This window comes from Bradyrhizobium valentinum (assembly GCF_001440405.1).
GTDB classification, from domain to species: Bacteria; Pseudomonadota; Alphaproteobacteria; order Rhizobiales; family Xanthobacteraceae; genus Bradyrhizobium; species Bradyrhizobium valentinum.
Genome location: NZ_LLXX01000191.1, coordinates 385 through 13,291, shown reverse-complemented (window position 1 = coordinate 13,291; position 12,907 = coordinate 385). Strand labels below are relative to the sequence as shown.

13 protein-coding genes are annotated in these 12,907 nt (G+C 62.6%); 4 read left to right on the top strand and 9 right to left on the bottom strand.

Annotated features, from left to right (window positions below; all coding sequences use genetic code 11):
* On the top strand, positions 1-1,136 hold a 1,136-nt coding region (locus CP49_RS34535; protein ID WP_245311025.1), incomplete at its 5' end, for an OmpA family protein.
* A 179-nt stretch (positions 1,137-1,315) separates the two neighbouring features.
* On the opposite strand, the gene CP49_RS34530 is transcribed toward CP49_RS34535, so the two are convergent.
* Positions 1,316-2,272: a homocysteine S-methyltransferase family protein gene (locus CP49_RS34530; RefSeq protein WP_057854582.1), complete on the bottom strand. Its 957-nt coding sequence runs from the start codon at positions 2,270-2,272 to the stop codon at positions 1,316-1,318.
* A gap of 228 nt (positions 2,273-2,500) precedes the next feature.
* Here CP49_RS34530 and CP49_RS34525 point away from each other — a divergent pair, with 228 nt between their 5' ends.
* Positions 2,501-3,112 carry a TetR/AcrR family transcriptional regulator gene (locus tag CP49_RS34525; RefSeq protein WP_057854581.1) on the top strand — a complete coding sequence of 204 codons (612 nt, stop codon included), beginning with the start codon at positions 2,501-2,503 and terminating at the stop codon, positions 3,110-3,112.
* Between the two features lie 129 nt (positions 3,113-3,241).
* Here the strand turns inward: CP49_RS34525 and CP49_RS34520 are convergent, their stop codons facing one another.
* From CP49_RS34520 to CP49_RS48810, 8 genes are all read right to left on the bottom strand, one after another.
* Positions 3,242-4,999: an alkaline phosphatase gene (locus CP49_RS34520; protein WP_057854580.1), complete on the bottom strand. Its 1,758-nt coding sequence runs from the start codon at positions 4,997-4,999 to the stop codon at positions 3,242-3,244.
* A gap of 264 nt (positions 5,000-5,263) precedes the next feature.
* Entirely contained in the window at positions 5,264-6,601 is a 1,338-nt protein-coding gene (argG, locus tag CP49_RS34515; protein WP_057854579.1) for an argininosuccinate synthase, read from the bottom strand.
* A gap of 122 nt (positions 6,602-6,723) precedes the next feature.
* Positions 6,724-7,485: a phosphatase PAP2 family protein gene (locus tag CP49_RS34510; protein ID WP_057854578.1), complete on the bottom strand. Its 762-nt coding sequence runs from the start codon at positions 7,483-7,485 to the stop codon at positions 6,724-6,726.
* 167 nt (positions 7,486-7,652) lie between these two features.
* Positions 7,653-8,144, bottom strand: a complete 492-nt coding sequence (locus tag CP49_RS34505) for a hypothetical protein (protein ID WP_057854577.1) — start codon at positions 8,142-8,144, stop codon at positions 7,653-7,655.
* A 38-nt stretch (positions 8,145-8,182) separates the two neighbouring features.
* A complete protein-coding gene (gene rlmN / locus CP49_RS34500; protein ID WP_057854576.1) occupies positions 8,183-9,409 on the bottom strand; it encodes a dual-specificity RNA methyltransferase RlmN in 1,227 nt (408 codons plus the stop codon).
* Between the two features lie 183 nt (positions 9,410-9,592).
* A complete protein-coding gene (locus tag CP49_RS34495) occupies positions 9,593-10,231 on the bottom strand; it encodes an invasion associated locus B family protein (RefSeq protein WP_057854583.1) in 639 nt (212 codons plus the stop codon).
* A gap of 173 nt (positions 10,232-10,404) precedes the next feature.
* A complete protein-coding gene (locus CP49_RS34490; RefSeq protein ID WP_057854575.1) occupies positions 10,405-11,244 on the bottom strand; it encodes an SDR family oxidoreductase in 840 nt (279 codons plus the stop codon).
* Positions 11,237-11,365: a hypothetical protein gene (locus CP49_RS48810; RefSeq protein WP_276326479.1), complete on the bottom strand. Its 129-nt coding sequence runs from the start codon at positions 11,363-11,365 to the stop codon at positions 11,237-11,239. Before CP49_RS48810 ends, CP49_RS34490 begins: the two co-directional genes overlap by 8 nt.
* Here CP49_RS48810 and CP49_RS34485 point away from each other — a divergent pair.
* Together CP49_RS34485 and CP49_RS46780 are read left to right on the top strand one after the other, a co-directional pair.
* Entirely contained in the window at positions 11,364-12,338 is a 975-nt protein-coding gene (locus CP49_RS34485; RefSeq protein WP_057854574.1) for an NADPH:quinone oxidoreductase family protein, read from the top strand. The two genes, CP49_RS48810 and CP49_RS34485, sit on opposite strands and share 2 nt — an antisense overlap.
* Before the next feature lie 333 nt (positions 12,339-12,671).
* Positions 12,672-12,907: hypothetical protein (locus CP49_RS46780; RefSeq protein WP_420807675.1), on the top strand; the 236-nt coding region annotated here is incomplete at its 3' end.

The window sequence follows — 12,907 nt, the reverse complement described above, 5'->3', positions numbered from 1 at the left end:
CGCCCGGCACCACAACCGCTCCCGCTGCGCCGACCGCCGTACCAGGTGCTCCAGCCGCGACGCCGCCAGCCGGCCGCGTCCAGAACGCACCGCCGACGGTCGCACCGGCCTTCCAGCGCGCGCCTCAGGTCACAGCGCCATTACCGGCGCCGCCTCCGACTCAAGAAGGGCTCAGGGTGATTGCCCCGGGCGCTGCGCCCGCGGGTCCGCAGCGGCTGGATGACTTCCGCGGCCAGCGTCGCGAAGTCCAGCAAGGCGGCCGCACGGTCATCACCGAACCCGGCCGGATCATCGTTCGCGATCCCGGCGGACAGGCATATGTTCGTCACAACGAGGTCGAGCGCTTCCGTTACGGCGCACGCGACATCCAGACCCAGACGGTCGGCGGCGAGACCCGCACGGTCGTCATCAGGCCCGACGGCACGCAGGTGATCACCGTGATGGGCCGCGACGGCCAGTTGCTGCGGCGTATCCGCCGCGACGAGCGCGGTCGCGAGATCATCATCATCGACAACAGCTACCGCGATCCGCGGGCGACCGGCGGTTTCTTCGTCGCGCTGCCGCCGCCGACGATACGCATTCCCTACAACCGCTACATCGTCGACGCCGAGGAGGCGTCCCCCGACGTGATCTACGAGACCATGATGGCGCCGCCGGTGGAACGGATCGAACGGCGTTATTCGCTGGACGAAATCCGCTACAGCCCCACGGTACGGCAGCGGATGCCGAGCATCGACGTCAACACCATCAACTTCGAAACCGGATCGTGGGAAATCCCGCCAGATCAGGCGGCGAAGCTGCAGGCGATCGCCGACGGCCTCAATCGGGCTATCCAGCAAAATCCGCGCGCGGTGTTCCTGATCGAGGGCCACACCGATGCGGTAGGAAACGACGTCGACAATCTGTCGCTGTCGGATCGCCGCGCCGAATCTGCAGCCACCTTGCTGACGCAGCAGTTCAACGTGGCGGCGGAAAATCTGACCTCGCAAGGCTATGGCGAGCAGTACCTGAAGGAGCAGATCGACGGGCCGAGCCCGATCAACCGGCGCGTCACCATCCGCAACATCACACCGCTGCTCACTGGCGGTCAGGCGGCGCTGCCGCCGCCCCCGCCCGGCACCGCGCCGCCGCGCTGAGGCGATCGTTCTCTAAAATGAAAATGGCCGGGAGCAATCCCGGCCATTTTTTTGAGCTTCTTGTTTTGACGCGTTTTCTACCGCAGATAAGTCTACGCAATCTGCGCAAGCTTGATTGCTACGCGAACCGGCATCCACCCCGGATCAAGTCCGGGGCAGGCTTTCGCTCGAAAACGCTATCAGGCGCTCAGTGCGCGTGGCGGCACACAGGCATCGCAAATCGCCTTGGCGTGCCGGTGATCGGTGCCGCAGCACCCGCCGAGAATACGCATCTTCGGGAACGCATCTCTGAGATTGAGGTAACGCCGCCCGAGGTCGGACGGATCTCCCGAATCCAAAGTTACTGATTCGTCGAGTTCGGCGTGGCTCTTCGTCGACGCATTCGCCCTGACGCCATGGATGCGCGCCGTCCAGGCCTCGCCTGCCTTCAACGCATCCTCAAAGTGGGTTGGATGCGCGCAATTGATCAGGAAGTATTCGGGCGAACCCTCGGTCTCGCGATCCACGGTCTCGATCGCCTCGCGCAACGTCTCTCCCTTCACCAGACGGCCGTTGGTCTCCACGGTGAACGAGATGGCCGCCGGAATCCGCTGCGCCCGCGCCGCCCGCGCGATACCGATCGCTTCATTGATACCGGTGAGCGTATAGGCCGTGACCATGTCGGCGCCGCCCTCGACGAAGGCGGCGATCTGCGCCTGATGATATTCCTCCGCTTCGTCGGCTTCCATATTGCCGGCCTTGTAGCCATCGCCGCGCGGCCCGATCGCACCGCTGATGACGCAAGATGCGCCCGGCCTCTCCCAACCGGCGCGCAGCTCCTCGAGAAATTCAATCGAACGGACATTGATCGCCTTGAGCGCGGACGCGTCGTAGCCAAGCTTTGCGCCCCAATCCGGATTGGCGCGCCAGGTCGGGCTGTCGAGCACGAAACCGACCCCATGCTCGCGCGCGACCGCGAGATAGCTGGCATAATACTGCTTCAACTGCTGCCGGCCTTCAGCGCTGTCGAGCAGCACGAAGGCGGCGAAATGCGGCAATTCGATTCCTTCGTGAAAGATCAGCGTCGTTTCCATGCCGCCATCGGTAAGGAAAATGCCGCCGCGCCGTTGCGGAAGATCGTCTCTGTATTTGGCCATCTCAACATCTCCGGACCTGTTCATGCCGTCGGTAGGTCGTTTCCGCCCCGGTCTGGGTCGGGCGATGTTGGTGCCTCATAGTGTCGCGGCTTCCTAGGCGGCCCGTGGTGCGGATGAACCTAAAGCTGCAAAATGATACGAATTCAAATGGTTGCGGCTTAAGACGCAAAACCGCCGCACCGTCAGCGATGGAGAATCCGTACCGTGAGTACAGTTTTGGAGAAGCGGATGGGAAAGGGCGAGGCGACGCGCGAGCGGATTCTCGAGATCGCAGAAGCCGCCGTACTCGCCAAGGGATTTGGCGCGACCTCGATCGACGAAGTGATCGCCGAGGCCGGGCTTACTAAGAGCGGCTTCTTCTACCACTTCAAGGACAAAAATGCGCTCGCCCGCGAGATGCTTCGCCGCTATGTCGCGACCAACGACCATCTGTTCGACGAGATCTTCGCGCGCGGTCGTCAGCTCTCCGACGACCCGCTGCAGGCCTTCCTCATTTCGCTGAAGCTGCTCGCAGAAACGATGGCTGACCTGCCGAACGGCCATCCAGGCTGCCTGATTGCCAGCATCTGCTATCAGGAGCGGCTGTTCGATCGCGAAGTGCGCGAACTGACCGCGCAGTCGGTGCGGGACTGGAACGCGCGCTTCCGCAAGATTCTCGACGGCATCGCCGCGGTGTATCCGCCGAAGGAACCGGTAGATCTCGACGACGTCGCCGACATGCTGTCCTGCATCGTCGACGGCGCCATCATCATGTCCAAGACGCTGAACGATCCGAGCCGTCTCGAACGGCAGATCCTGCTGTTCCGCAGTTTTGTGAAGCTGACGTTCACGCCGAACTAGGCCGTCGCCCCGGCGAAGGCCGGGGCCCATAATCACAAATGGCGGTTGTTGAGAGAAAGCCGTCGACCAGCAGGTTCAATAATATCCGCCGCGGAGTATAGGTCCCGGCTTTCGCCGGGACGACAGTGACTAACGCCCCGCGGCTGCGAGACCGAGCGCGTCCGCCATGATGCGGAATACGTCGGTGTTGTCCATCGAGCCGTGGATGCGTTCGCTGCCCGGTCCGGTCGCGGTCAGGATGACGTCCTCTCCCGAATGCACGCTGGCGCCCATCATCGCCGGCAGATTACCCGGTCGCAGCACCGCACCGGGGACATCCTTGTACTTCTCATTGATTTTGAACGTGCCCGGCGCATCGCCTTTGACGCTGGGCTCGTTGGGATTGTCGAGCTTCGGGCGGAAGGTCTCGTAATGGTCCGGGAGGCTCGCCGAGAAGATCGCAAGCCGCCGGCTGACGTCGACGCGTGACGGATAGCCATCGGCGTCGGGAGCCGGATAGTTGGGAAATCCAGCTTTGTCATAGGTGCCGACGCGCTCGCGTAGCGGCACGTTGGGCGTCGTGCTCATGTCGTCGTTGATGGTTCCTACAAGGCTGTTGGGATGATTGTGGTCCGCGAGCACCAGGATCAGCGTGTCGTCGCCGCGCGCCTGCGCCCATTTTCGCGCAAGGCTGACGGCGTTGTCGAGCATGATGGTGTCGTAGACCGCGCGCTCCATATCCAGCAGATGAGCATACTTGTCGATCATCCCGGACTCTACCATTAGGAAGAAGCCGGTATCGTTCTTCGACAGAACGTTCAGCGCGGTTTGCACCTGTTCGGTCAAATCGGGCTGGTCGGGAAATTTCTTGACGCCGCCGCCCTTGAGAAATTTGCGGTCCAGCGCGCCGTCCATATTTCCCGTGGCGAACAGGCCGAGCAACTTGCGCGTGTCGGATTTGGCATTCAGCGCATCCAGCTCGGTCTTTGTTGTCGCAACCGAGTAGCCGGCGTCGCGGAATCTGGCGACATAATCGACGTCGTCCTTGCGCTTCGATCCGGGGGCGGCTTGCGGAAGGAAATTCGCAGCTCCGCCGCCCATCAATACATCGGGCTTTGCCGCAAAAAGCTGTTCGACAATCTCGTCATAGGCGGCACGCCTGCGGGTATGCGCCACCATCGCCGCCGGCGTGGCGTCCTCGACTTCGGTATTGGTGACAATGCCGATGCCCATGCCGTGCCGTCGCTTCGCCAGGCTGGCGATGGTTTCGACCCGGGGATCGTCGAGCGGACTTGCGGTACGGTCGGCATAGACGCCCATGGCATTGACCGCGGTCTTGTGGCCGGTAGCGTAGGCGCTGGCGGCATTCGCTGAATCTGTGATGATCGAATCCGAGCCGGCGGTCGCCACCAGCGCCATGTGCGGCATGTCGTCGATCGCAAGCTTGCCGAGGCTCTTGCCTTCCGCGATGCCCTTGGACAGCAGACGGGCGGCCGTGCGGTGTGCCGGCGACAGCCCGTCGCCGATGAACAGGATGACGTTCTTTGCCTTGCGCGGCCCGGTATCGTAGACCGTCCACCCGACGGTGCGGCTGCGCGTACCGTCGCTGACTTCCACGGTGACGTTGCCCGGCCTGGTCAGGGTTACGCCGCGAAGCGTCAGCGCCGACTGATCCTTGCCGTCTTCGCGCTCCACAAATGTTCCGGACTGGCCGAAGGCGGTGGCATAGTCCTGGCCATTGACCGTCACCTTCAGCTTCGCCGGATCGACCTTGTCGGGAAATTCGACCTTGAAGTCGAACTGCGCGCCGGAAAGGATTTCGGCGCGGTTGATGGGATAGATCGTCTGGGCATTGGCCGCTGACGCCGAAAGCAGGAGGCCGAGGGTGATGGTGACAGGCTTGATCATGGTCGAGGCTCCGGTCGGATCACACGGAGCGGGCAGCGTCCGCGGCTGCTCCGCAAGAATTCAGGCGGGCAAATCTATCTGCCCCGCATGACGTATCCATAACGGGGGCTCATCCTACGCTCGTCGCCCCGGCGAAAGCCGGGGCCCATAACCACGGATGGTATTGGTTCGAACAAAACCCTCCCCCAGCGTGTGTCAACAACACTCGCCGCGGCGTACGGGTCCCGGCTTTCGCCGGGACGACAACAATGGCAGCCCGCGCAGCTAGCCCTTGTCGCTCTCAAGCTTGAAGATATCGGCGCCTTCCCTGCTCGATAGCAAGCCTGTCTGTCCGTACAGATCCAGCTTGGCGCGGGTATCGGTGATGTCGAGGTTGCGCATCGTCAGTTGGCCGATACGGTCCGCCGGCGTGAACGCGGCATCCTCGACCTTCTCCATGCTCAGCCGCTCCGGCTGATAGGTCAAATTGGGGCTCTCGGTGTTCAGGATCGAATAGTCGTTGCCACGGCGCAGCTCGAGCGTCACCTCACCGGTGACGGCGCGAGCTACCCAACGCTGGGCAGTTTCGCGCAGCATGAGGGCCTGGGAATCGAACCACCGTCCCTGGTAGAGCAACCGGCCAAGGCGCATGCCGCTGATCCGGTATTGCTCGATGGTGTCTTCGTTGTGGATGCCGGTGATCAGGCGCTCATAGGCGATGTGCAGCAACGCCATGCCGGGCGCTTCGTAAATGCCGCGGCTCTTCGCCTCGATGATCCGGTTCTCGATCTGGTCGCTCATGCCAAGGCCATGCCGGCCGCCGATGGCATTGGCTTCGAGGAACAGCGCGACCGGGTCGGCGAACGTCTGGCCGTTCAGCGCGACGGGCTGCCCCTCCTCAAAACGCACGACGACCTTTTCCGCCTTGACGATGCAGTCGTCGCGCCAGAACGGCACGCCCATGATTGGATTGACGATCTTGATGCCGCTGTCCAGGCGCTCGAGATCTTTGGCCTCGTGGGTCGCGCCGAGAATATTGCTGTCGGTCGAGTAGGCCTTTTCGGCGCTCATCTTGTAGGCGAATCCATGCGCAGTCATGAACGCCGACATTTCCGCACGACCGCCCAACTCATCGATGAATAGCTGGTCGAGCCAGGGCTTGTAGATCCGCAAGCTCGGGTTGGTCAGCAGGCCATAGCGGTAGAACCGTTCGATATCGTTGCCTTTGTAAGTGGAGCCATCACCCCAGATGTTGACGCCGTCCTCCTTCATGGCCGACACCAGCATCGTGCCGGTGACGGCGCGACCGAGCGGCGTGGTGTTGAAGTAGGCGATGCCGCCGGTAGAAACGTGAAAGGCGCCGGACTGGATGGCGGCAACGCCTTCGTGGACCAGTTGCGTGCGGCAATCCACCAGCCGGGCTTTTTCGGCGCCGAACTCCAGCGCTTTACGCGGAATTTCGTCGTAGTCGGCCTCGTCGGGCTGGCCGAGGTTGGCGGTATAGGCAAAGACGCGGGCGCCCTTTTGCTTCATCCACAGCAGCGCCGCGCTGGTGTCGAGGCCGCCCGAGAAAGCGATGCCGACTTTTTCCCCCTTGGGCAGGCTTTTCAAGATCGTACTCATGGAGCTTCCAATCGGTCGAAATGCGGATGTCGTTTGCGGCTTGAGGGCGCGAATAACAAATTTCGCGCGAATGGGCACGCGTTTAATGGCTCTCTTTAATAGCCCTTGGCGGCCAGGATCGGTTACCCCACCTCGCGCCCGCGCCAGCGCTGCCACAGGCGGTAGCCGGGCCAGCCCCAGCGCGCCAGCGCCGCCTCGACCTGCGCATCCGTCAGCCTTGTGGACGGCCAGCGGTAAATCCAGGCATAGGCCAGCCAGATCACGAAAAAGCTTACCAGCCCCGCGGCGGCAACATCGGTAAAGAAATGCCCGCCGAACGCCATCCGTAGCCCGCTGGTGGCGACCCCGAACAAGGTCGCCGCCACATAGGCCAAAGGCCGCCACGCCGGCGGCGTCAGGGCCGCGGGCGCATAGGTCCAGAATGCGGTTGCGCCCTCGCCGGAGAAGAATGAGCAGTTACGGCCGCACTCCCCGCGCGGGTCCCACCACGGCACGAACTGCCAGGGGCCGTTGAACTCGGTTACCACCACCGGCCGCGGCCGGCCCCAATAGCTCTTGAAGGTGAGGTTAGTCAGTATGACCGCGGACAGCAGTATCGTGACCAGCAGAAACACCGCCGCGCGCCCTGGTATCAGCATCGGCCGGTCCGGCCGCAGCAGTTTGGCGACGATGGCAATCAGCGACGGCAACGCCAGCGCCCAGGCGATCCACATCGCGCCATCGCGCGCGAAGGAGGCAAGCCCGTTCTGCTTCAGCGGAAACGATGTGCTCGTGGAATCATAGAACAATGCCGCCAGTTTCAGGTCGAGTTCGGGAAAAATCCCGAACAGCAGTCCGATGACGAGCGATAGGCCCAACGCGATGAAAAGTCCGGTCCGGTTCATGGCGCGGGGTTTAGCCGAGGCAGTTGGGGATGAAAACCCCTGTCATTGCGAGCCAAGCGAAGCAATCCATTCTTTCTTTTCGCGGCGGGATGGATTGCTTCGCGGAGCCTGTCATCCGGCGGCGCTACGCGCCGACCGGGTGGCTCGCAATGACGGCTGTGCTTGATTCACGCCTGCGGCCGGGACTGCGACGGCAATGGTGGCGGTGGCCGCAGCGGAGGCCGCGGTTCGCGCCAGGCTCCGGCGGACCGTCCCGCTATCATCCAGTAGACGAGACCCGCAACGATGCCCGCGCCGGTCATGATTTCGAGATGGCGGTGCACGATGCCGTCGAAACGCAGCGTCTCGGGATCGAACGGAATGAGGCCGAGATAGCAGGCCGCGCCGACGATCCCGCCGCCCACCGCGTAAGCGAGCACGCTGCGGATATAGAAGGCTTCAGTGATCAATACCACGATCAGCGCCGGCAGCAGCGCAAAGCCGGACAGGAAGATGAAGCCAAAGCCGAGCACGATATTGATGGCGCTCTGGTCGATCGGCTCGCCGCCGAGATCGCTGAACTCAGGATACAGCACCGCGCCGACCACGATCATCCCAGCCACGAAGCAGGCGGCGAGGAAGGCGAACAGAACGACGAAGATACGGCCGATCAATGCCATGATTCACTTGCTGTCATTGCAATGACGAGAGACTCATCTCAATCCGTCATCGCCATGGCGCGGAGCGCCTGGCGCTCGCGCGCGGACAGTTTTTCGGTCTCCGACTTCAGCTGCCCGCAGGCAGCGAGAATGTCGCGGCCGCGCGGCGTGCGCACCGGCGAGGAATAGCCGGCGTTGAAGATATATTCGGAGAATTTTTCGATCTGCTCCCAGTCCGAGCACTCGTAACGCGTGCCCGGCCACGGATTGAACGGGATCAGATTGATCTTGGCCGGTATGCCCTTGAGCAGCTTTACCAAAAGCTTGGCGTCATCCATGGAATCGTTGACGCCCTTGAGCATCACATATTCGAAGGTGATGCGCCGCGCGTTCGACGAGCCGGGATAGTCGCGGCAGGCCTGCAGCAATTCGGCAATCGGGTATTTGCGGTTGAGCGGCACCAGCTCGTTGCGCAATTCGTCGCGCACGGCGTGCAGCGAGATCGCCAGCATGACGCCGATCTCGTCGCCGGTGCGGATGATGTTCGGCACCACGCCCGAGGTCGACAGCGTGATGCGGCGGCGGGAAATGCCGATGCCTTCATTGTCGGCGACGATCAGCAGCGCATCGCGCACCGCGTCGAAATTGTACAGCGGCTCGCCCATGCCCATCATGACGACGTTGGTGACGAGGCGACTGCCGGTCGGCGTCTCGCGATCGGCCCAGTCATTCAGGCGGTCGCGCGCCACCATGATCTGGCCGACGATTTCGCCCGCGGTCAGGTTGCGCACCAGCCGCTGCGTGCCGGTGTGGCAGAACGAGCAATTCAACGTGCAGCCGACCTGCGAGGAAACGCAGAGCGTGCCGCGATCGGTCTCGGGAATGTAGACGCACTCGACCTCGTGCGCCTTCTGGAACGCATCGCCGCTCGGCAGGCGCAACAGCCATTTGCGGGTGCCGTCGTTGGAAATCTGCTCGGCCACCACTTCGGGGCGGTCGACGGTGAAATGCTGCTCCAGCTCGGCGCGCATATCCTTCGAGACGTTGGTCATCTCGGCAAAGGTCTTGGCGCCGCGGACATACATCCAGTGCCAGAGCTGCTGCGTGCGCATCTTGCGCTGCGCAGAAGCAACGCCGATCTCGCCCAGCCGGGCGGCGATCTCAGCGCGCGACAGGCCGATCAGCGAGGGTTTTGCCGGCGGCACGTAGCTTTCGAGCGGAACCTTCTCCAGCGGCGCCACCGATACAATCGGCGTGGAATTCGTCTCGGTCGAAACTGCGGTCATGATGTTTCTGTTCTAGGAAGGTTTCTCCTCATCCTGAGGAGCGGCGTCTTCGCCGCGTCTCGAAGGATGAGAGCCGGGCCTCATGGTTCGAGACGGCGCAAGCGCCTCCTCACCGTGAGGGGAGACAGCTTCAAATAGGCCCTTAAGGGCCCGTAAACAACGTCATTCTGGGCTTAAAAGGACCTAACGCTTGCAATCCTGCGCCAGCCGGTCGAGCGCCTGGGACAGCCCCTTCAGCGAGAAGGTGTCCGTGGTCTCGGTGCCCTTGGCCGAAACGCCCTTGACGGTGACTTCGGCGGATTTGCGCATGGCGCTGACCATCTGCTCTTCCTCCGCGGCGTTCTTGATCCAGAGCCCGTCGCCCTGGGTGTACATCGCATAGGACGAGCCGCCGACCTCGAGCGAGGATTCCGAGCCCGGCTTCAACGCGTATCCGATCATGATCGAAACTTCGTTGACGACTTTTTCGGCCGGACGTGTCGAGACGAAAGCGTAAGCGGGATCGCGCGGCCGATTCGGCGGATTGGTTTTGGATGACGATGGCTTCGCCAGCGCGAAGCAGACCTTCCTGCCGTTCGGCGTCGCCGTGTAGGCGCCCCAGGTACCGTACTGACCGATCAAGGTAGGCTCTGCACCACCTGCAGCGGCCGCCGCCGGTTCCGCAGGTTTGGCCCCAGGCTTTGCCGCCGGCGCCGGCGCGGGCTTGGGCGCTTCCTTTGCCGATTCCTTGGTACCCTTGGGAGCAGCGCCCTGTGCTTGCGCGAGGGATGTCGCCCCACACAGCGCTGCAATCGCAACCAGAAATGTCAGTATTCGCAACACGGACAACTGGTTCCCTCATCATTGTGACTGGAAGATGGCCCGAGCGCGCGCTTCGCGCCGCCGGGATGGATAGCCGGGAAATGCTTTTTTGGGAAGGCAGTTACGGTGTTGCTCACCGCTGTGGCGACTCTTCGTCTCAGGTCCCTTTGACGAACAAAATACTGGCTTTGGTTTCAGCCCTTCGAGCGGCGTTCGCGCTGCTTCTGCCATTGCCCATCGGTCCATTGCAGCAGATCCTCGGCGCCGGAACTGCGCAAATGGGCGCCGCCATCCTGCACCACCATTTCACCATTGATGTAGCCGGCCTGGTCGGAAATCAGGAAGCTTGCCAGGTTCGCAAGTTCGCCATGCTCGCCAGCGCGGCCGAGCGGATTGCGTTGCGACCAGCTTTCATCGCGGCCCTCGGGGCGGAGCTGACCCGAGGCGCCAGGCGTCGGAAACGCGCCAGGCGCGATCGCGACCGTGCGCACACCCTTCGGTCCCCACTCCACCGCAAGGCTCTTGGTCATCGCGAGCACGGCGGATTTCGCCATCGCCGACGGCACCGTAAAGGCGCGGCCGGTGATCGTCGAAGTCGAGAGAATACTAAGCACCACGCCCCGGTGCCCGCCTTCGATCCACCGCCTGCCCGCGGCGAGCGTGCAATACATGGTGCCGTGCAATGTCGGCGCCAGGATCGCGTCCGCCGCCCGCGGCGACAGATGTTCGGTCTGCGCGATGAAGGTGGCGGCGGCGTTGTTGACCAGCACGTCGATCGGCGCCTCGCGCCATATCTCGTCCATCATGGCATCGACCGCCGCACTGTCGCGGATATCGCAACTGATCACGCCAACCTTGCCGCCGAGTTCGCTGCGCATCCGCGCGGCCGTCGCCTCCAGCAATTCGAGCCGGCGGCCGCAAACGATCAGCTCGGCGCCAAGCTCGACGAAGCGGCGTCCCATCGCAGCCCCGAGCCCCGAGCCGCCGCCGGTAACCAATATCCGTTTTCCCGCCAGCAAGCCCTTTTCAAACATCGTTTGAATCCCCTTCGATCATCACAAGGCCATGCGCCTGAATCGGATTGTAGCCTGCCTTCAAATCCGGCAAGAAGCATCCAGCCTCTATCTTTCCCGTCCGAAAATCAGGTGCGCCCATGAAAGCCATCCTCTGTTCGCAATATTGCCAACCCGACGACCTCGTGCTGGCCGACGTGCCCGATCCGGTGGCCGAACCCGGACAGGCCGTAATCGCGATCAAAGCCGCGGCGCTGAATTTCTTCGACATCCTGATGATCCAGGGCAAGTACCAGATCAAGCCGCCATTCCCGTTTTCGCCGGCCGCCGAAGTCGCCGGCGTGATCGAAAGCGTCGGCGCCGGCGTCACCGACCTGAAGGTTGGTGACCGCGTAGTGGCGTCCTGCGGCCATAACGGTGCGCGCGAAAAAATCGCGCTGCCGGCAAATTCAATCGTGAAGATTCCCGACAATCTCGATTTTGATCGCGCCGCCGGGATCATCATCATCTATGGCACCGCGCTGCATGCCCTGGAAGATCGTGCCAGCCCGAAACCCGGTGAGACGCTTGCCGTGCTGGGCGCTGCCGGCGGCACGGGTCTTGCGGCCTGCGAGCTGGGCAAGCTGATGGGGTTGAAGGTGATCGCCTGCGCCTCATCGGATGAGAAGCTCGAATTCGCCAAAGCGCACGGCGCCGAGTTGACGCTGAACTACAGCAAGGAAGATCTGAAAGAGGGCTTGCGTCGGCTCACAGGCGGCAAGGGCGTCGACATCATCTTCGATCCGGTCGGCGGCACTTACGCCGAAGCCGCCTTGCGTTCGATCGCCTGGGAAGGCCGCTTCCTGGTGATCGGCTTTGCCGCGGGCGACATTCCGAAGATGCCGCTCAACCTGGCGCTGCTCAAGGGCTGCGATATCCGCGGCGTATTCTGGGGCGCGTGGACCAGGGTCAATCCGGAGAAGAACCGCGCCAACCTTGAGAAGCTCGTAAAGTGGACCGCGGAAGGCAAGATCTCCTCGCATGTCGACCGCACATTCCCGCTGGCGCAAACCGCCGAAGCGCTCAAGGTGCTCGCCGGCCGCAAGGCAATGGGCAAGGTGATCCTGCATCCCTGATAAGGAGATGCCGGATCCCATTCACTTGAAGAAGCGCAGACGGTCCGTGCTATGCGAGGGCCGGCGCCGCATGCCCTTCATCACGTCACCGTGATAATTCATCTCACCGATATAATTTCTCGGTAACAATGCGTGTTCCTAAAGGGCGTTATGCCGCTTCTCCGCCTTAATCATACCAAAAAATATCCTAATTCGCCCCGGGTAGCGTCGTTTTTTGAACCCAATCCGTGTGCGACTTTAGGGGCCGGTAGAGGGGCTCCTGTACGTCAACAAGAGCAAGAAGCAGGTGCAGGGGAACGCCCGTCGTTGCGTTCAGTAGTGGGGAGCATCATCATGGCCGAGAATAACAGGCCGGTTCAGGCAAGAGATCCGTTTGACAGGTTCGACGAAGCCATCAGCGATCCTCGGTTGTATGAGGCCGATCAATCCAGGTACGAGCCGCCGCGATACGAGCAACCCCGGCTTGAGCAATCCCGATACGAGCTCCCCCAATACGAGCAGCCCCAATACGAGCAGCCCTTTGCGCTGTCGTTCGATCGGAGGGATGCGTCGTTTGAGCGGACGGACGT